This is a genomic window from Chitinophaga polysaccharea (genome assembly GCF_902150045.1).
Lineage (GTDB): Bacteria > Bacteroidota > Bacteroidia > Chitinophagales > Chitinophagaceae > Chitinophaga > Chitinophaga polysaccharea_A.
Genome location: NZ_CABFVU010000001.1, coordinates 1,354,397 through 1,371,985, shown reverse-complemented (window position 1 = coordinate 1,371,985; position 17,589 = coordinate 1,354,397). Strand labels below are relative to the sequence as shown.

The following is a 17,589-nucleotide window of genomic DNA, read 5'->3' as shown; positions in this document are numbered from 1 at the left end:
TTGCTAAATAATTCCCAGCACCTGGTTGGCAATTGTGACATCAGCATGGGGATTGCCCAGCTTGCCGATATTGCTTTCCAGTTGTTCCATCAGCGCTTTGTTTTGCAAAAGGCTGAACAGCACATTACCCAGTTGTGCAGGCACCTCTTCATCTTTAATGATCAGCCCTGCCTGTTTATTAACCAGGTTCATGGCGTTGGATGTTTGGTGATCTTCCGCTGCAAACGGGTAAGGCACAAATATCACCGGCTTCTTCACTACACACAGTTCCGCGATCGCCAATGCACCGGCTCTTGATAACACTACGTCTGCTGCTTTGTAAGCAAAGTCCATCACGTTGATGAAGTCGTATACTTTAATATGCGATCCATATGGCGCAGCGGCAGCTTTTGCTGTTTCGTAATAAAGCTTCCCTGTTTGCCAGATCAGCTGAATATCTTTTCCCGCTATCTCTTTCAGGAGCGGTTGCAATCCTTCGTTAATGGACTTAGCCCCCAGGCTGCCACCTACGGCGAAGATGGTTTGCTTTGCGGTGCTCAGCCCGAAATGCTGCAGGGCGTCTTCACGCGTTACGGCCGACTGTGATATGCTGTTTCTCACGGGATTGCCGGTCATTACCAGTTTTTCGGCCGGGAAAAATTTATCCATACCATCATATGCCACACAGATCTTCTTCGCTTTCTTGCCCAGTATTTTATTTGTTTTCCCTGCAAAGGAATTCTGTTCCTGTATCAGGGTAGGTGTACCATTTTTCTGTGCCCTGTTCAGCATCGGAAAGCTGGCGTATCCACCCACACCCACTACTACATCCGGCTGGAAATTTTGCAGGATAGCCTTTGCACGCCGAAGGCTTTTCCATATCTTAAAAGGCAGCAGGATATTTTTGAAGATATTGCTCCTGTTAAAACCGGCTATTTCCAGTCCTTCTATCGGATAACCTGCCTGCGGCACTTTCTCCATTTCCATTTTCCCGGTAGCACCTACAAATAATATGTTGATATCCGGTTCTATTTTTTTCAACGCATTCGCGATCGCTATCGCCGGGAAGATGTGTCCTCCCGTACCGCCGCCTGCTATGATCACTTTGCGTTGCATGTGTTGTTCCTGATTACTGATTATTGTTATAAATACGTATTAAGCGACGGCAGCGTTTTCCGCCTGCGCAATAACTCTTTCCAAACGTTCTTTCTCTGCCTGTTTTCCTTCCATTTCTTCCACGTTGCGGGATACACTCAGGATGATACCGATGGCCATGCTGGTAAACAATACCGAAGATCCACCCATACTCACCAGCGGGAGTGGAAGCCCTGTAACCGGGAACAGCTGTACGTTTACCGCCATATTGGTTAATGCCTGTATTACCAATGTCACACTGAGTCCTACTGCCAGGAATGCTCCAAAAGCATAAGGACATCTTTTATAGATCCTGATACTTCTCAATAATAAAATCATATAAGCCGCCAGTATCAGGAAAGCTCCAAACATGCCATATTCTTCTATGATGGTAGCATAGATATAATCGGAATAGGCATGCGGCAGGAAGTTACGCTGTGTACTATTGCCGGGTCCTTTTCCCAGTAATCCGCCACCCGCTATGGCAATGTTGGCCTGCTGTACTTGGTAGGGTGTTTCTGTATGATCACCGTGAATAAAGTTATCGATACGTTTTTCCCAGGTTTTGGTACGCATTTCCATTGATGTGAGTTTCGCCACCATGAAAAGAAGTACTATCAATACTGCTCCTGCGGCCACCATGGAGGCAAGGAACCTGATGGGTACCCTGCCTATAAAGCAGAGTAGCATACAGCTGGCTCCCAGCAGGAGCGCAGTGCTCATATTGGCGGGCATGATCAGCGCGCAGATGATGCCAACCGGGATGATGATGGGCAGAAATCCTTTTTTGAAATCGTCGATCAGGTTTTGCCTTCTTGATAACTGCCTGCTTACATACATGAATATGGCGAGTTTGGCCACATCCGATGTCTGGAAGGTAAGGTTGATGATGGGCAGCTTGATCCACCTGCTTGCTTCATTGATATTGGAACCAAAGGCCAGCGTGTACATCAGCAATGGTATGGATATAAGGAACCCTATCTGCGCCACGCGGGAATAAATGGTATAGTTCACGCGGTGAGCAAAATAGATGATCACCAGCCCCATAGCCAGTACCGTAAGCTGCTTCAGGAGATAATACTCCGTATGGCCGCCTCTTTCACGGTAGGCAAGTGAGCCGGTAGCGCTATATACAGCAAGCAGGCTTACCAGCGATAGAAAAAGTACTACCGCCCAGATAACCTTGTCGCCTTTTGTTCTATAGAGCAATGCCATCGGTTCCTGTTTTTGTTTTCTTTTGTTTTTTAGATATAACCCTTTATTCTGCTTATCAGCACCTGTTTACAATGCTTTTACTTCTTCCTTAAATTTCCTTCCACGGTCTTCGTAATTTTTAAAAAGATCAAAGCTGGCGCAGGCGGGCGATAATAAAACGATGTCTCCCTTTGCTGCCTGTTTAAAAGCTTCCTGTACGGCATCGTGCATACTGGTGGTGTTGATCATCACCGGTGTGTCTTTTGATAACGCCGTAAAGATGGGGGTGTTGTCCACACCCATACAAATAATTGCTTTTACCTTTTCTTTCACGAGATCGCGGATGGCATCGTAGTCGTTGCCTTTATCCACGCCGCCCATGATAAGCACAATCGGTTTATCAAAACTTTCCAGTGCAAACCAAACTGAGTTTACATTGGTAGCTTTGCTATCGTTTATAAAATCCACGCCTCTCACCGTGGTCACATATTCCATGCGGTGTTCAAGACTCTCGAATGACGCAAGGCTCTCGCGGATCTTTTCATTTCTTATATCCATGGTCCTGCCTGCAATTGCTGCTGCCATTGAATTATACAGATTGTGTTTTCCCTTTAAAGACAGGTCATACATTGACATGATAACCGGTTCTCCGTTGACATCTATGTGCAACTGGTCGTTGGCAATAGAGCCGCCTTCTTTCAGTGGTTTCATGATGGTAAAAGGTATTGATGCTGAATAAATGGGTTGCTGCGCTAAATGTCGCATGATCTCAGGATCATCCATGCAGTAGATGAAGTAATCTTCAGCTGTCTGGTTCATGGCAATTCTGAATTTGGAGGCTACGTAATTTTCCATTTTATAGTCGTAGCGATCCAGGTGATCAGGCGTAATGTTCAGCAGGATGGCCACATTGGGTTTGAAGTCCTTAATGTCATCCAGCTGGAAGCTGCTGATTTCAATCACATAATACTCCGCTGGTGCGGTTGCCACCTGCCTTGCGTAGCTCACGCCAATATTGCCTACCATAGCTACATCCAACCCTGCGTTTTTAAAGATGTGATAGGTGAGGGCAGTAGTGGTGCTTTTGCCGTTGCTGCCGGTAATGGCAATGATCTTTTTACCTGTCGAGAAACGGTAGGCCAGCTCAATTTCAGAAATCACAGGTATGCCTTTTTCGCGTACCTTTTTCATCAGTTCCGACTTTTCGGGGATACCGGGACTTTTAACAATTTCGTTTGCATCCAGTATGATATCCCAGGAATGATGTCCTTCTTCAAAAGATATCTGGTTTACCGCCAGTTCCTGTTTATAGTTATCTTTTATAGTTCCTCCATCGGATACAAATACTTCATACCCTTGCTGTTTTCCCAGCAAAGCCGCTCCTATTCCGCTTTCTCCTGCGCCTAATATGACAAGTTTATATCCCATTTCGTTTAGTCTGCCTGCTTGATTTTTATTATTATCTCATTTTTAATGTTGCAATACCTGCTACCACGCACATGATGGTCACGATCCAGAACCGCACTGATATTTTACTTTCATGATAACCGATCTTCTGGTAGTGGTGATGTAGCGGCGACATTTTCAGGATGCGCCGGCCTTCGCCATATTTCTTCTTGGTGTATTTAAAGTAAGATACCTGTAACATCACCGATAATGATTCCACCAGGAACACACCGCAGAAGATGGGGATCAGCAACTCTTTCCGCACAATAATGGCAAGGGAAGCGATGATCCCACCCAGTGCAAGGCTACCGGTGTCGCCCATGAAAACCTGCGCGGGATAAGCGTTATACCAAAGGAAGCCGATACATCCGCCCACAAAGGCTGCAATGAAAATAGAGAGCTCACCAAGATTGGGGATGTACATGATGTTCAGGTATTCCGCAAACTGGATGTTACCCGATACATAAGCAAAGATGCCAAGCCCTATACCTATAATACCTGAAACACCTGTTGCCAGTCCATCCAGACCGTCTGTAAGATTAGCGCCGTTTGATACTGCGGTAATAATAAAGATGACTATCAGGATGTAAAGAACGAACGTATATTTTTCTGCTCCCGGGATCCAGGAGATCAGTTTGGAATAATTGAACTCATGGTTTTTTACGAACGGAATGGTGGTGATGGGTGTTTTAACATCCACAAAACGGTGCCCGTCGCGGGTTACACGTTCCGGGTGATTGGTCACCTGTCTTTCATACGGTGCCAGTGGTTTTGCTCCTATTACTTCACGTGATACCACCACATCTGTATTAAAATAAAGGGTACAGCCAACGATCAAACCAAGTCCTACCTGGCCCATGATCTTGAAACGTCCTGCCAGTCCTTCTTTATTCTTCTTAAATACTTTGATATAATCATCCAGGAAACCGATCAGCCCCAACCATATAGTGGATAATAATATCAGCCAGATATACACATTGGCTATCTGTGCAAACAGCAGGGTAGGGATTACAATGGCGGATAGAATAATAAGCCCGCCCATGGTTGGGGTGCCCTTTTTGGAGTTCTCGCCCTGCAGGCCCAGTTCCCGGATGGTTTCACCGATCTGTTTTTTCTGAAGAAATTTAATAATCCTTTTACCAAACAGCAAAGAAATCACCAGCGACAGCAACAATGCCATCGTTACACGGAAAGTGATATACTGAAACATACCACCGCCGATGACGCTGATCTTAAATTCTGTTTTCAGGTAATTTAAAAAATAATATAACATATGTTTTAGTCGTAACCTGTTCTCCGCTGCAGGAGTACAGGCTTTTAAGTCATTGGATTATTAAGTATCTGTTCTTCAGTTTTAGTTTATTTCTCCAGTATTTTCATCAGCTCCAGCAACACTTCTTTATCATCGAAGTGATGTTTTACACCTTTGATCTCCTGGTATTTTTCATGTCCTTTACCGGCCACCAGGATAATATCTTCCCGGTTGGCAAGCGACAGTGCCGTTTTAATGGCTTCTTTTCTGTCGGTAATGGAAATAGCTTTCTTTTTCAGGTGAACAGGAATGCCGGCTTCCATTTCCCTGATAATTTCCGCTGGGTCTTCCGAACGGGGATTATCGGAGGTAAGAATAACACGGTCGCTGTTTTCCACTGCCACATCTCCCATCACCGGGCGTTTTGTGGTATCCCTGTCTCCGCCGCAACCAACTACTGTGATCACCTGCTCATTGCCTTTGCGCAGATTTTTGATGGTGGCCAGTACATTTTTTAATGCATCCGGCGTATGTGCGTAATCAACGATAGCGATGATCTGTTCTCTATCTGAAATGATATAATCAAATCTTCCTTCTGCGCCTGTGGTATCGCTCAGCGCCTGTAACACTTTAGCTTTATCTATTCCAAGTGATACTGCAGCACCATAAACAGCCAGCAGGTTATACGCATTAAACTCACCGATCAGGCGGAAATGCACTTCCGTATCTCCTACCAGCATGATTAACCCTGTGAGATTATTTTCCAGGATCTTGCCCTTGAAATCAGCCAGTGTGCGCAGGCTGTACGTAGCTTTCTTCGCTTTTGTATTCTGCAGCATCACCATTCCTCTTTTGTCGTCCAGGTTGGTGAGGGCAAAAGCGGAGGAAGGCAGGTTATCAAAGAACGATTTCTTTACCCGGATATATTCATCAAAGGTTTTATGATAATCCAGGTGGTCGTGGGTGATATTACTAAAGATGCCCCCCGCGAATTTTAGCCCGGCAATACGTTGTTGGTGAATGGCATGGGAGCTTACTTCCATGAACACGTACAGGCAGCCGTCGTCCACCATCTGTGCCAGCAGGGCATTCAGGCTGATGGGATCGGGCGTGGTATGTGTGGCCGGTATAACGGTGTCGCCTATCTGATTTTGTACTGTGGATAATAATCCGCAGTGGTATCCCAGTTTGGTAAACAACCGGAACAGCAGGGTAGCAATGGTTGTTTTCCCGTTGGTGCCGGTAACGCCTACCAGTTGTATTTTATGGGAAGGGTTATCATAGAAGTTGCCCGCCATGATACCGCTGCTGGCGGCACTGTTGCTTACCTGTACATAGCATATATTATCTGCCAGTTGTTCAGGTAATGTTTCACAGATCACCGCTGCTGCACCCAAACCAATCGCTTTTTCAATGTACACATGTCCGTCTGTGTGTACGCCCTTCACCGCAATGAAAGCATCTCCGGGCTTTATTGACCTGGAGTCGGTGGCGAGTGCGTGAATGGTAACATCGGTATTACCATGCACTGCCAGGATGCTTACATTATACAATATGTCGCGCAGCGTTTTCATCTAGCTCAGTTCTATTACGATGGTTTGTTCGTTTCCTATTTTTGTTCCGCCGGGGAGTGATTGCATTTTCACTTTACCGGCGCCTTTAACTACTACGCGTAGCCCGGCGTTTTCGAGCAGGTACAGGGCATCTTTGAGGCCCATTCCGGTAACATCCGGCACAGCGCCTTTTGTTTGCGTTACCTGTTCAAAAGCAATTTTGCGGTCTGCTACCCTGGCGCTTACCCAGCTGTTGTTAGCGGGGGCGTTGTTGATAGGCAGCTGCAGTTTACCCAGGATCTGTTTCCATTCACTGCCTTTGCCATTTTTCAGTGACAGCAGGGTATCCAGTTGCATGGTTGCCTGCATGGGTTTTTGTCTTTCCACTGCGATAGCGTACAGTTTATCTGCCACTTCCCTAAAAACGGGACCCGCAACGCCCGCACCGTAAAAGTGCAAAGCATGCGGTTTGTTTTTTATGACTACCACGCAGGTGTACTGCGGATCATTTGCCGGGAAGTATCCGGCGAATGACGACTGGTATATTTTATCTGCGTACCCGCGGTTACCGTTAGCCACGAGTGCGGTACCTGTTTTGGCTGCGAAGGTGTAGAACTGGCTGCGCAACTTCTTCGCGGTACCATTAACCGGTACGCCTTCCAGCATGGCCTGTACCTGTTTCAGCGTGCTTTGTGAGCAGATGCTGTCCATTAATACGGTAGGCTCAAACTGTTTTACTACCTGGCCGTATTCCTGTATGGAATTGACGAGGTAGGGCTTCATCATTTTCCCGTTGTTGGCCACTGCATTGTACAGCATGCACGTTTGCAGCGGGCTGATAAGTACTTCATACCCGAATGCCATCCAGGGTAGGGAGGTAGCGCTCCATGTTTTGGAAGCAGTTGTTTTAATGACTGGTCTTCCTTCGCCGATGAGGTCTATACCGGTAAACTGATCGAGCCTTAATTTTTTCAGATGGGCTACGAACTTGTTGGGTTGCCGGTTATAGAACTGGTAGGCCAGTTTTGCCATGCCTACATTTGAGCTCAGCTCAAATGCGTGTTTGATGGTTACGTTTTGCGGGCCGGGATGGGGTTCAGAATCGAATACGGTTCTGCGGCCTACCTGCCAGCGGCCACCGTCCATGTTTACCATGGAATTCATGGTGGCGTATTTATCTTCCAGCACTGCGATCATGGTGGCCAGTTTGAAAGTGGAACCGGGTTCTGCTACCTGCAGTGCATAGTTCATATCTTCCCAGTAGCCGTTGCCATCGGGTTGTTTGCCGAGGTTGGCTATAGCTTTTATTTTACCTGTTTTCACTTCCATCAGGATGCAGGTGCCGTGTTCGGCTTCGTTCTGCACCATCATGTTCATGAGGGCCGTTTCCACGATATCCTGCATATTCACATCTATGGTGGTCACTATATCGCGGCCGTTTTCGGGTTCAATATCGTAACCGTCAACGGGCACATAGGTACCACCTGCGATGCGGCGCATCAGTCTTTTACCGGTAACGCCTTTCAGGTATTCATTGTAGGTTCTTTCGAGGCCTACGCTCTGGGAATTCTCACGCGCCAGTCCGATGGTTCTGTTGGCAAGCAGTTTAAAGGGATTGATGCGCTTACTTTTTGATTCAGCGATCATGCCGCCTTTGTTTTTGCCGAGGCGGAACATCGGGAAGCTGCGTAATTCCTGGTATTGATTAAAAGGCACGTCTCTTTTTAATAAAAAGTAACGGTCCTTTGATTTATATCCTTCCTGTAGTTGTTGTTTCCAGGATGCTTTGCTGCGGTCGGTGAATATCTGGGAGAGGCGGTAAGACAGGGAGTCGAGGTTTTCCTTGAACACCTGGCCGTTTTTGTCCCGGAGGCCGTCTGCTGCAAAATCTATCCGGATGTCGAAATAAGGAATGGAGGTCGACAGCATCCTGCCTTCCTCCGAGTAGATGGTGCCTCTTTCCGCATCCAGCGCCACGTACCCGGTATGCAGGCTATCGGCCATACTGCGCCAGTAGTTGCCCTGTACGTTCTGGATATAGAACACTTTCACCAGGATAGCGATGCTAAACAGCGCCATGCCGATGAGGCACAGATACACTCTCCACAATATGTCCTTTTTTACATCCACGATGTTGTATTACCATTTTACCTTTTAGCCTTTAGCTGTCAGCTGTTTACCCTGAGGCAAACGGCTGACGGCTAAAGGCTGATAACTTATAAGAAGACGCCTGACACTGGCTGCATTTATAATTGAGATGCTTGCCATTGATTTGATTTACCAGCATCCCCGACCTGAGTTATGGGTCAGGCGGGCAGCGTCAGGCATCAGTATTAAAATCATTTTTCTGTTTCCTTTTTCAGTACAATCTTCTGTGGAGGGGAGCTGAGCTGTTTAAGGCCCAGCGGCTCTACGGATTTACTGACCTCACTCATTTTGCTTCGAAACATGAGCTCACTTTTCACATTGATATACTCCCACTTCAGCTCTTTAATTTCTTTGCCCAGTTTGTTAATGCGCCGGATTTTCTTTTCAGCGAGATGGCTATTGGCAATGTAGATCAAAGCCAGGAGGGAAAGGAACCCGATAAAGGGCATGTTTTGCACCAACGCTCTGTAGTTGATGCGCAAACGCCATTCTTTACGTTCCGGTGGGATGATGTTTTCCTCCGCCGGATTTTCCTGTATCTTTTCTAAATCGTCTCCCACGCGCTATGTCTTTTTAAAATTGACAATATAAACCTGAACGCAAATCTAAACGGATGTGTATAGGATAGGGTAGGATGTGATGGGCGGTTTGAACCGCGTCACGCTTGTTTTTCGGCCACCCTCAGCTTTGCACTTCTGGATCTTCCATTAAGCTTCAATTCTGCATCACTGGCGGTAACCGGTTTTTTTGTGATTAATCTGAACAATTTAGGGGGTGTTTCTTTTGCGAACGGATCTTCCGGTGCTTCTTCAAAACTTCCTGTCTTCATAAAATTCTTCACCATCCTGTCTTCCAGTGAGTGGAAAGTGATGATAGCAAGCCTTCCTCCGGGTTTCAGCACATTTGTAGCCTGTTCCAGTAAATCTTTCAGAGCGCCCAGTTCATCGTTAACGGCTATACGCAATGCCTGGAAAACCTGTGCCAGGTATTTTTGCGGATTGCCTTTTACAATAGGCTGGATCACGGATTTGAATTCTGTGATGGTGCGCATGGGGTGTGTTTTGCGCTGCTTTACAATTGTTTGAGCCAGGGTTTTTGCATTGGTTACTTCTCCGTAGTCCTGGAAAATCTGTTGTAACCTTGCTTCTCCCCATGTGGCCAGCAATTGGGCGGCAGTAAATGCTGTCCGTGTATCCATCCGCATATCCAGATCGCCATCGAAGCGGGTACTGAATCCTCTTTCTGCAGTGTCGAACTGGTGCGATGAAACGCCCAGATCCGCCAGTACGCCGTCTACCTGATCTGCTTTATGTAGTTTCAGAAAGCGTTGCAGGTGACGGAAGTTTTGTTGTACAAAAGTTACGCGTTCGTCTATAATCCTGTTTTGGTAAGCATCTTCGTCCTGATCAAATACTATCAGCCGTCCTTTTTCGCCTAGTTTTCCAAGTATGGCTCTTGAATGTCCTCCGCCTCCAAACGTGGCGTCTACATAGATCCCATCGGGATTTATCTGTAGCAGCTCCGTTGTTTCCAGTAGCAGAACGGGTAAATGATATTGTTGCTCGCCCATATGCTCCCCTCTTTAAATTGATATGTTGTTGTCTCCTCCTCCCATTACCTGTTGAGCCAGATCACTGAACGCTCCCGGTGAGAAATTTTCAAAGAACTCCTGGTATTTACCTTTATCCCAGATCTCGATTTTATTGGTTGCTGCTGCCAGCACAATATCTTTTTCCAGATTGGCGTACGACAGCAGGTTTTTTGGTACCAGCAGTCTTCCTGCGCTGTCTAACTCCAGAATAGTAGCCCCGTTTAAGAAGTAACGTCTGAATTCCCTTACTTTTGGATCAAAGTCATTCAACTTGCTGATACGCTCAAAAATAGGCTGCCATTCATTCATGGGATACAGGGACAAGCATTTTTCAAACCCTCGGTTAATCACAAACTGGTCTCCGGCCCCGTCTGTTAACTGCTTTTTAAACCCGGCAGGTAACAGAAAGCGTCCTTTTGCGTCCAGCGTCGATTCATATTCACCGAGAAATCCTGTCATACCATGGGGCAAAGTCCTTGAAAATCCTTTTCTAACACAAAATAACACTTTTTCCCACTTTTTAACGAAAAAATACTTTATAAATTTTTTCCACAGATGCAAATGCCTCCATCAGCGCCCTTTTCCTGCTATTTATGCACTAAAATGGTGTATTAGATAAGAATGCGTGTTGATAATATGTTGATAACTAGTGTCTGTGTGTTTATAACTTGTAGATAGCCTGTAGCGTAAGACTTATACCGGGTAACAACAGGTGGGAAAATGACGACAGGAAAATATTTATACGTTATATGTTTTTATAATTTAATGGAGGTTTTTAGCGTACCCTGAATAACAAAAAGTAAATTCTGCATCATCCCAGGAGATAACATCCGCCGGCTCAGCCATAGTGGAAAACCCCTCTTTCGGCGATTTAATTCCCTCTTTTGCAAAATTTTAACAGCAATGAAAATCTCTCTGCCTTACATTTACATTTAATTCTTAATTTTGCCACTCTTTTATGCGGAAATTTTTATTGTACATCAGTGTTCTTGTGGTTATTGTATCTACCTCCTGTAACAACCAGTTACGGAGAATAGAGAAAAGCAACAACTTTGAGAAAAAGTTGGACTACGCGAACCAGCTGTTCCAGAAGAAAAAATACAATACGGCAATAACACTCTATACAGACCTTGTACAGGTGTATAAGGGTACTGATAAGTTTGAGCCTATGTATTACAATTTCGCATATTGTTCTTATTATGTAAAGGATTATGTTCAGGCAGCGTTCCAGTTCAAAAACTACCTGGACCTGTTCCCAAACAGCCCCAGGGCTGTGGAGATAGATTATATGCAGGCATATTGCTATTATAAACAATCGCCCAAGGTATCGCTGGATCAAACCAATACCATGAAGGCCATTGCTGCAATGCAAACCTTCATCAATAACTATCCTACCGCCGATAAAGTGTCGGAAGCCAATCTGGTGATAGAGCTGTGCAGGCGTAAACTGGAAAAGAAAGAGTTCTCCAGTGCTGAACTGTATTATAACCTGGGCTTCTACAAAGCCGCCGGTATTGCCTTCAAAAACCTGATGCGCAACTACCCGGACTCTGATAAAAGCGACAGTTACAAAGTAATGGCCATCAGATCTTACTATAATTATGCTAAAAACAGCATTCCGGAGAGACAAAAAGAGCGCTACACAACGGTTCTCGACGAATACCTGGATTTCGCGGATCACTACCCGAACAGCAAATTAAAGCCTGATGCCGAAAAATTTTATACCTTAGCACAAAACAACATAAAAACACTGGATAATGAGCAAATTAAAGCGAAGTCTAACCAGTAGCCTTAATCCCTGGGTAGAAACCAAAAACACTACCGATATTAAGAACAGAACTGGTAATTTATATGAGTCTATTGCCGTGATAGCCAAACGCGCCAATCAGATCAATATTTCCGTGAAAGAGGAGCTCCATTCCAAACTGGAAGAGTTTGCCAGCCATACTGACAACCTCGAGGAAGTGCACGAGAACAAGGAGCAGATCGAGATTTCCCGTTTTTATGAAAGACTGGCAAATCCGGCTATCCAGGCTACTCAGGAGTTCCTGGACAACAAAATTTATTTCCGCAAGAACGACGACGATTTGTTTAGCTGATCCGCCACACATTATTTTGTGAGGTGCGCGATTGCGAAAAATAAAAATATTAATTTCATGGCGGCAGAATGATTTCTGCCGCTTTTGTTTTTATATATGTCCATGGACGCTATCAAAATGCTACAAGGAAAGAAAATCCTGCTCGGGGTGAGCGGCAGTATTGCCGCCTATAAAGCCGCTACCCTTATCCGCCTGCTGGTAAAGGAAGGAGCGGAAGTGAAAGTGGTGATGACCACTGCAGCTGCCGGTTTTATTACCCCCCTCACCCTGGCCACCCTTTCTAAGAATGAGGTTCCCCTGAATATCAGCGACCATAATAGCTGGAATAACCATGTTATGCTTGGCCGGTGGGCAGATGTAATGCTCATTGCACCCGCTTCCGCCAATACCCTCGCTAAAATGGCCCTGGGCCTGTGCGACAACCTCCTGCTGGCCGTATACCTGTCTGCCACCTGCCCTGTGCTGTTTGCCCCGGCAATGGATGAAGACATGTGGCACCATCCCGCCACCCGCGCCAATGTGGATAAACTCATTTCATATGGCCACCGCCAAATTCCCGTGGAATCCGGTGAACTGGCCAGCGGACTCTTTGGAGAAGGCCGCATGGCGGAGCCCGAACAGATACTAGCCTTCCTTGAACAGCATTTTCGCCAGGAAAACGGAAAAAAAGCACTGAATGGGACTACGGTCATTGTTACTGCTGGCCCTACCATAGAGCATATTGATCCTGTTCGATATATCACCAACCACTCCAGCGGGAAAATGGGTATTGCTATTGCGGAGGCCCTGGCGGATGCCGGCGCCAACGTACAACTGGTACTTGGTCCCACCTCCCGGAAAACGACCCATCCCGGAATTACTACCATCCCCGTGCAAACCGCCCAGGAAATGTTTGATGCAGTAACATCCCGGTACCCCGGCGCCGGAATAGTAGTGGCCGCTGCAGCAGTGGCAGATTACCGCCCGGCAAATGTGGCAGATAAAAAGATCAAGAAAGGCGAGGCCCAGCTGCACATCGATCTCGAAAAAACTCCCGATATACTCCGCTCATTGGGCGACCGCAAAAGGCCACAGCAGCTGCTGGTAGGATTCTCCCTGGAAACAAACAATGAAAAGGAATATGCACTGAAAAAACTGCGTGAGAAAAACCTCGACCTGATTGTGATGAACTCTCTGGCAGATGCAGGTGCAGGGTTTAATTATGATACCAATAAAGTAACGCTGTTTGACAGGAACGGGAACGAACGCAGTTTCCCGCTCAAATCCAAACAGGCCGTGGCACAGGATATTGTTTCCGCTATAATCGAATTGCAACATGCATAACCGCTTCCCCTTGATCCTGCTGCTGGCAGGCGCCTTTTTACTATTTTGCTGCCCTCCCGTTAAAGCCCAGGAAATCAGGGCCAATGTATCTGTAGTAGCCCAACAGATCCAGGGAGTGGATAAAAAAATATTCACCACCCTCCAGAACTCCATCCGGGACTTCCTCAATAACCGCCACTGGGCCGCTGATGCCTTTACACCGGCAGAACGGATAGAATGTAATTTCCTGCTGAATATTACCGGTACCTCGGGGAACGACAGCTACAAGGGAACATTGACCATACAGGCCACCAGGCCGGTATTCAACAGCAGCTATGTAACCAGCCTGCTGAACATCCAGGATCCCAACGTGGTTTTCCGCTACGTGGAATTTCAGCAACTGGAATTCAGCGACAACAGGGTGGTGGGCAACGACCCGCTGGCATCCAATTTAACCGCTATCCTCGCATACTATGTGAATATCATTCTCGGCCTGGATTATGATTCCTTTTCCCCCCGCGGCGGAGATCTGTATTTTAAGAAAGCACTGAATATTGTAAATAACGCACCGGATGGAAAGGAAATTTCGGGATGGAAAGCTTTTGAAGGGAACCGCAACCGTTACTGGTTGCAGGATAATCTCCTCAATGCAAAATTCCTCCAGTTTCATGATGTGATGTACCAGTACCACCGGCAGGGGCTGGACCTGATGTACGACGATGTGATGAAAGGCCGGGCAGCAATCCTGAACTGCCTGAACATGCTTTATTCTATCCACCAGGATATCCCCAACTCCATGCTGATGCAAACCTTTTTCCTTTCAAAAGGACAGGAGTTATTGAAAATATTCTCCCGTGCCACACCACAGGAGAAAAGCCGTGCAGCGGAATTACTGTCCCAGATGGATGTGCCCAATGCACAGAAGTATCAACAGATGAAGTAACAGCTATGATGAATATGATGATGAAATACGCCACCCTGGCCTTGTTAGTGTTGTTCCTATTCGCCTGCAGTGACGGCGACAAGGTGCCGCGTAAGTATATTTCAAAGGAGCGTATGACAGGGATCCTGGTAGATATGTCCATTGCAGACGCCTACAGCAACGAACAACAGATGCAGGTTACTTTCACGCCTAATTTTGATTCCCTCAGGCAGGAAAAGGTGAAGATCTATTACAAACAGATACTGGATCTTCACAAGGTAAGTGTGAAGGAGTTTATGGAAAGTTACCGGTATTATGAAAGCCATCCCAACAGGCTGAAGGAAGTATTTCAAATGGTACAAACTGATATTGCTGCAAGGAAACAGCGCTTGCCTAACCCGGTGGATGAAAATGCACCGCTCCGGTTCCGTATGAAGAGCATTTTCCCATATGCAGACAGCGTGCTATTGCTGCCGAAGGTGGACACCGTCCGCCCTTTTATCAAACGGCAGCCCTAATCTATAAAACACCAAAACATGAACAAAGTAGTAGCAAATGCCGACGAAGCCATACAAGATATCCGGGATGGCGCGGTACTGATGCTGGGAGGATTTGGTTTGTGTGGAATTCCGGAAAATTGTATCACCGCCCTGGTGAAAAAAGGCGTGAAAGACCTTACCTGTATCTCCAATAATGCAGGAGTTGACGATTTTGGTCTTGGCCTGTTACTGAAAACCAGGCAGATCAGGAAAATGATGTCTTCCTATGTAGGCGAAAATGCAGAATTTGAAAGACAGCTCCTGGCCGGTGAACTGGAGGTAGACCTCATCCCACAGGGAACCCTTGCCACGCGCATCCAGATGGCAGGTATGGGTATCCCCGCTTTTTTTACCCCCGCTGGTTATGGAACCGAGATCGCTGAAGGGAAAGAAGTGAGGGTATTTGATGGAAAGCCCCACCTGATGGAGCTGGCGCTGCACGCCGATTTCGCTATTGTAAAAGCCTGGAAGGGTGATACGCTGGGTAACCTGGTTTTCCGTAAAACCACCAGGAACTTCAGCACTTCAATGGCCCGTGCCGGGCATATTACCATTGCTGAGGTAGAAGAGCTGGTGCAGCCCGGAGAGCTGGATCCTGATCAGATACATGTGCCGGGTATTTATGTACGCCGCATCTTCAAAGGCGTTAACTATGAAAAACGGATCGAACGCAGAACGGTTAAGATCTAGTTCATCAAATTTTTCATTCTCAAATCTTACATTTTATGTCGCTCGATAAATATGGTATAGCCAAAAGAATTGCGCAGGAACTGCGGGATGGTATGTACGTGAACCTGGGCATTGGTATTCCTACACTGGTATCTAACTATATACCCGCCGGCATTTCAATTATGCTGCAGTCTGAAAACGGGATACTTGGTATGGGACCATATCCTGCTGAGGAAGATATTGATGCAGACCTGATCAATGCCGGGAAAGAAACCGTGACCCTCTTGCCAGGAGGGAGCTTCTTTGATTCTGCAGAAAGCTTTGGTATGATCCGCGCCGGCAAGGTAGACCTTACCGTGCTGGGTGCTATGGAAGTATCCGATACCGGTGATATTGCCAACTGGAAGATCCCGGGTAAAATGGTGAAAGGCATGGGTGGCGCTATGGACCTCGTAGCTTCTGCCAGGAACATCATTGTAGCCATGATGCACACCAATCCCAAAGGCGAAAGTAAATTATTACCCGCCTGTACCTTACCGCTTACCGGTGTTAACTGCGTAAAGAAAATTGTGACCGAACTGGCAGTGCTGGATGTAACGCCTGAAGGATTTAAGCTCCTTGAGCGTGCACCCGGCGTTACCGTGGAAGAGATCCGCGCTAAAACTGCCGGGAAACTGGTTATTGATGGCGATATCCCTGAAATGAAAATTTAGCGAAAACTTCGTATATACTTTACCGTGTCCTGCCTCCTTCCAGGAAGCAGGGCATTTATTTTCGTTAAAATGGACGCTTTAATAGCCTATATTTTGTTTTTGGAATACATACTACTCTGAAACAAAACATCTAAATCTCTAAACTTAAAAATCCCTAAATAATTGGTACCTTTCTACTTGCTAAAATAGTTCGAGGTGCAAGTTGGATTTCTTTGTTATAACGGTAAATATATTCCTGCAGCTGACCCGATTTTTACGGCAGATAATCGATCTTTCAGATACGGGGACGGCTTTTTTGAAACCCTGAAAGTATACCAGGGACAAGTATTGCTGGCGGACCTGCACTTTGAACGGCTGCTCGCCAGCTTACACCTGCTACACTTTGATATCCCTGCGCATTTTACAAAAGCATATTTCGTTAAGCAGATACTGGAGCTCTGCAGCAAGAATAATGTATCACAACTGGCCCGTGTGCGGCTCGCTATATTCCGCTCTGATGGCGGCCTCTATGATCCTGTCAATAATTTACCCAATTATATTATCCAATGCTGGGAATTGAGCAGAACCGTATTGGAATTAAATAATAACGGGCTGATAACAGATATCTTCCCTGATGTGAAAAAGAGCTGCGATAAGCTCTCTGCAATTAAATCAAACAACTGCCTGCCATATGTAATGGCGGCAATGTATGCCAAACAGCACCGGTTAAACGAAGCTATTTTGCTTAATCCATACGGCAGGGTGGCCGATAGTACCATTGCCAATGTATTTGTAGTACGGAATAAGGTGCTGTATACTCCGCCATTGTCTGAAGGCGGGGTATGCGGCGTAATGCGCAAATACCTGCTGAGAACAGAACTACCGTTCAAAATAGAAGAGAAACCCCTCAATATAGAAGACCTCGAAAATGCGGACGAAATATTTTTAACCAATGCGATCTATGGTATCCGCTGGGTAGGTTTATTCCGCGACAGCAGCTATGGCAACGCTACCGCCGCTATTTTACACGAAGTATTGCATGAAAGCATGCTGTAAAAAATAATCACCG

17 protein-coding genes are annotated in these 17,589 nt (G+C 46.3%); 8 read left to right on the top strand and 9 right to left on the bottom strand.

Annotated features, from left to right (window positions below):
• Window positions 1-3: 3 nt before the first annotated feature.
• The 9 genes from murG to mraZ form a co-directional block, all read right to left on the bottom strand.
• Window positions 4-1,095, bottom strand: a complete 1,092-nt coding sequence (gene murG / locus FN124_RS05485) for an undecaprenyldiphospho-muramoylpentapeptide beta-N-acetylglucosaminyltransferase (RefSeq protein WP_142683751.1) — start codon at window positions 1,093-1,095, stop codon at window positions 4-6.
• 39 nt (window positions 1,096-1,134) lie between these two features.
• Window positions 1,135-2,328, bottom strand: coding sequence for an FtsW/RodA/SpoVE family cell cycle protein (locus FN124_RS05480; RefSeq protein WP_142683750.1), 1,194 nt, complete (start codon window positions 2,326-2,328; stop codon window positions 1,135-1,137).
• 66 nt (window positions 2,329-2,394) lie between these two features.
• On the bottom strand, window positions 2,395-3,735 hold the full coding sequence (gene murD, locus FN124_RS05475; protein WP_142683749.1) for a UDP-N-acetylmuramoyl-L-alanine--D-glutamate ligase: 1,341 nt from the start codon (window positions 3,733-3,735) through the stop codon (window positions 2,395-2,397).
• A 31-nt stretch (window positions 3,736-3,766) separates the two neighbouring features.
• Window positions 3,767-5,026, bottom strand: coding sequence for a phospho-N-acetylmuramoyl-pentapeptide-transferase (gene mraY, locus FN124_RS05470; protein ID WP_142683748.1), 1,260 nt, complete (start codon window positions 5,024-5,026; stop codon window positions 3,767-3,769).
• A gap of 86 nt (window positions 5,027-5,112) precedes the next feature.
• Window positions 5,113-6,579: a UDP-N-acetylmuramoyl-L-alanyl-D-glutamate--2,6-diaminopimelate ligase gene (locus FN124_RS05465; protein ID WP_142683747.1), complete on the bottom strand. Its 1,467-nt coding sequence runs from the start codon at window positions 6,577-6,579 to the stop codon at window positions 5,113-5,115.
• Window positions 6,580-8,658, bottom strand: a complete 2,079-nt coding sequence (locus FN124_RS05460; protein WP_260607441.1) for a PASTA domain-containing penicillin-binding protein — start codon at window positions 8,656-8,658, stop codon at window positions 6,580-6,582.
• A gap of 239 nt (window positions 8,659-8,897) precedes the next feature.
• The gene (locus FN124_RS05455; protein WP_260607338.1) at window positions 8,898-9,266 is read right to left on the bottom strand and encodes an FtsL-like putative cell division protein; all 369 of its coding nucleotides are present in this window, start codon (window positions 9,264-9,266) and stop codon (window positions 8,898-8,900) included.
• 98 nt (window positions 9,267-9,364) lie between these two features.
• The gene (rsmH, locus tag FN124_RS05450; RefSeq protein ID WP_142683745.1) at window positions 9,365-10,276 is read right to left on the bottom strand and encodes a 16S rRNA (cytosine(1402)-N(4))-methyltransferase RsmH; all 912 of its coding nucleotides are present in this window, start codon (window positions 10,274-10,276) and stop codon (window positions 9,365-9,367) included.
• Window positions 10,277-10,288: 12 nt separating this feature from the next.
• Window positions 10,289-10,756 carry a division/cell wall cluster transcriptional repressor MraZ gene (gene mraZ, locus FN124_RS05445; protein ID WP_142683744.1) on the bottom strand — a complete coding sequence of 156 codons (468 nt, stop codon included), beginning with the start codon at window positions 10,754-10,756 and terminating at the stop codon, window positions 10,289-10,291.
• Window positions 10,757-11,255: 499 nt separating this feature from the next.
• On the opposite strand from mraZ, the gene FN124_RS05440 reads away from it, so the two are divergent.
• The 8 genes from FN124_RS05440 to FN124_RS05405 all read left to right on the top strand — a co-directional run bounded on the left by FN124_RS05440 (window position 11,256) and on the right by FN124_RS05405 (window position 17,576).
• Entirely contained in the window at window positions 11,256-12,086 is an 831-nt protein-coding gene (locus FN124_RS05440; protein WP_142683743.1) for an outer membrane protein assembly factor BamD, read from the top strand.
• Window positions 12,055-12,396 (top strand): DNA-directed RNA polymerase subunit omega, encoded by a 342-nt coding sequence (locus tag FN124_RS05435; protein ID WP_142683742.1) that lies wholly within the window; start codon window positions 12,055-12,057, stop codon window positions 12,394-12,396. The genes FN124_RS05440 and FN124_RS05435 overlap by 32 nt, the downstream gene beginning before the upstream one ends.
• A gap of 102 nt (window positions 12,397-12,498) precedes the next feature.
• Window positions 12,499-13,719, top strand: a complete 1,221-nt coding sequence (gene coaBC / locus FN124_RS05430; protein WP_260607337.1) for a bifunctional phosphopantothenoylcysteine decarboxylase/phosphopantothenate--cysteine ligase CoaBC — start codon at window positions 12,499-12,501, stop codon at window positions 13,717-13,719.
• Complete coding sequence (porD, locus tag FN124_RS05425; protein ID WP_142683741.1) at window positions 13,712-14,641, top strand: type IX secretion system protein PorD; 930 nt, start codon at window positions 13,712-13,714, stop codon at window positions 14,639-14,641. Before coaBC ends, porD begins: the two co-directional genes overlap by 8 nt.
• A gap of 14 nt (window positions 14,642-14,655) precedes the next feature.
• A complete protein-coding gene (locus FN124_RS05420; protein WP_185937100.1) occupies window positions 14,656-15,138 on the top strand; it encodes a DUF4296 domain-containing protein in 483 nt (160 codons plus the stop codon).
• Window positions 15,139-15,156: 18 nt separating this feature from the next.
• Complete coding sequence (locus FN124_RS05415; RefSeq protein WP_142683739.1) at window positions 15,157-15,849, top strand: CoA transferase subunit A; 693 nt, start codon at window positions 15,157-15,159, stop codon at window positions 15,847-15,849.
• 35 nt (window positions 15,850-15,884) lie between these two features.
• Window positions 15,885-16,541 (top strand): 3-oxoacid CoA-transferase subunit B, encoded by a 657-nt coding sequence (locus FN124_RS05410; protein WP_142683738.1) that lies wholly within the window; start codon window positions 15,885-15,887, stop codon window positions 16,539-16,541.
• A gap of 195 nt (window positions 16,542-16,736) precedes the next feature.
• On the top strand, window positions 16,737-17,576 hold the full coding sequence (locus tag FN124_RS05405) for an aminotransferase class IV (RefSeq protein ID WP_142683737.1): 840 nt from the start codon (window positions 16,737-16,739) through the stop codon (window positions 17,574-17,576).
• Window positions 17,577-17,589: the final 13 nt, after the last annotated feature.

Excerpts from the sequence above, each read along its gene's own strand:
- murG (WP_142683751.1), bottom strand. The coding sequence starts at position 1,095 with ATGCAACGCAAAGTGATCATAGCAGGCGGCGGTACGGGAGGACACATC.
- FN124_RS05480 (WP_142683750.1), bottom strand. The coding sequence starts at position 2,328 with ATGGCATTGCTCTATAGAACAAAAGGCGACAAGGTTATCTGGGCGGTA.
- murD (WP_142683749.1), bottom strand. The coding sequence starts at position 3,735 with ATGGGATATAAACTTGTCATATTAGGCGCAGGAGAAAGCGGAATAGGA.
- mraY (WP_142683748.1), bottom strand. The coding sequence starts at position 5,026 with ATGTTATATTATTTTTTAAATTACCTGAAAACAGAATTTAAGATCAGC.
- FN124_RS05465 (WP_142683747.1), bottom strand. The coding sequence starts at position 6,579 with ATGAAAACGCTGCGCGACATATTGTATAATGTAAGCATCCTGGCAGTG.
- rsmH (WP_142683745.1), bottom strand. The coding sequence starts at position 10,276 with ATGGGCGAGCAACAATATCATTTACCCGTTCTGCTACTGGAAACAACG.
- mraZ (WP_142683744.1), bottom strand. The coding sequence starts at position 10,756 with ATGACAGGATTTCTCGGTGAATATGAATCGACGCTGGACGCAAAAGGA.
- FN124_RS05440 (WP_142683743.1), top strand. The coding sequence starts at position 11,256 with ATGCGGAAATTTTTATTGTACATCAGTGTTCTTGTGGTTATTGTATCT.
- FN124_RS05435 (WP_142683742.1), top strand. The coding sequence starts at position 12,055 with ATGAGCAAATTAAAGCGAAGTCTAACCAGTAGCCTTAATCCCTGGGTA.
- coaBC (WP_260607337.1), top strand. The coding sequence starts at position 12,499 with ATGGACGCTATCAAAATGCTACAAGGAAAGAAAATCCTGCTCGGGGTG.
- porD (WP_142683741.1), top strand. The coding sequence starts at position 13,712 with ATGCATAACCGCTTCCCCTTGATCCTGCTGCTGGCAGGCGCCTTTTTA.
- FN124_RS05420 (WP_185937100.1), top strand. The coding sequence starts at position 14,656 with ATGATGATGAAATACGCCACCCTGGCCTTGTTAGTGTTGTTCCTATTC.
- FN124_RS05415 (WP_142683739.1), top strand. The coding sequence starts at position 15,157 with ATGAACAAAGTAGTAGCAAATGCCGACGAAGCCATACAAGATATCCGG.
- FN124_RS05410 (WP_142683738.1), top strand. The coding sequence starts at position 15,885 with ATGTCGCTCGATAAATATGGTATAGCCAAAAGAATTGCGCAGGAACTG.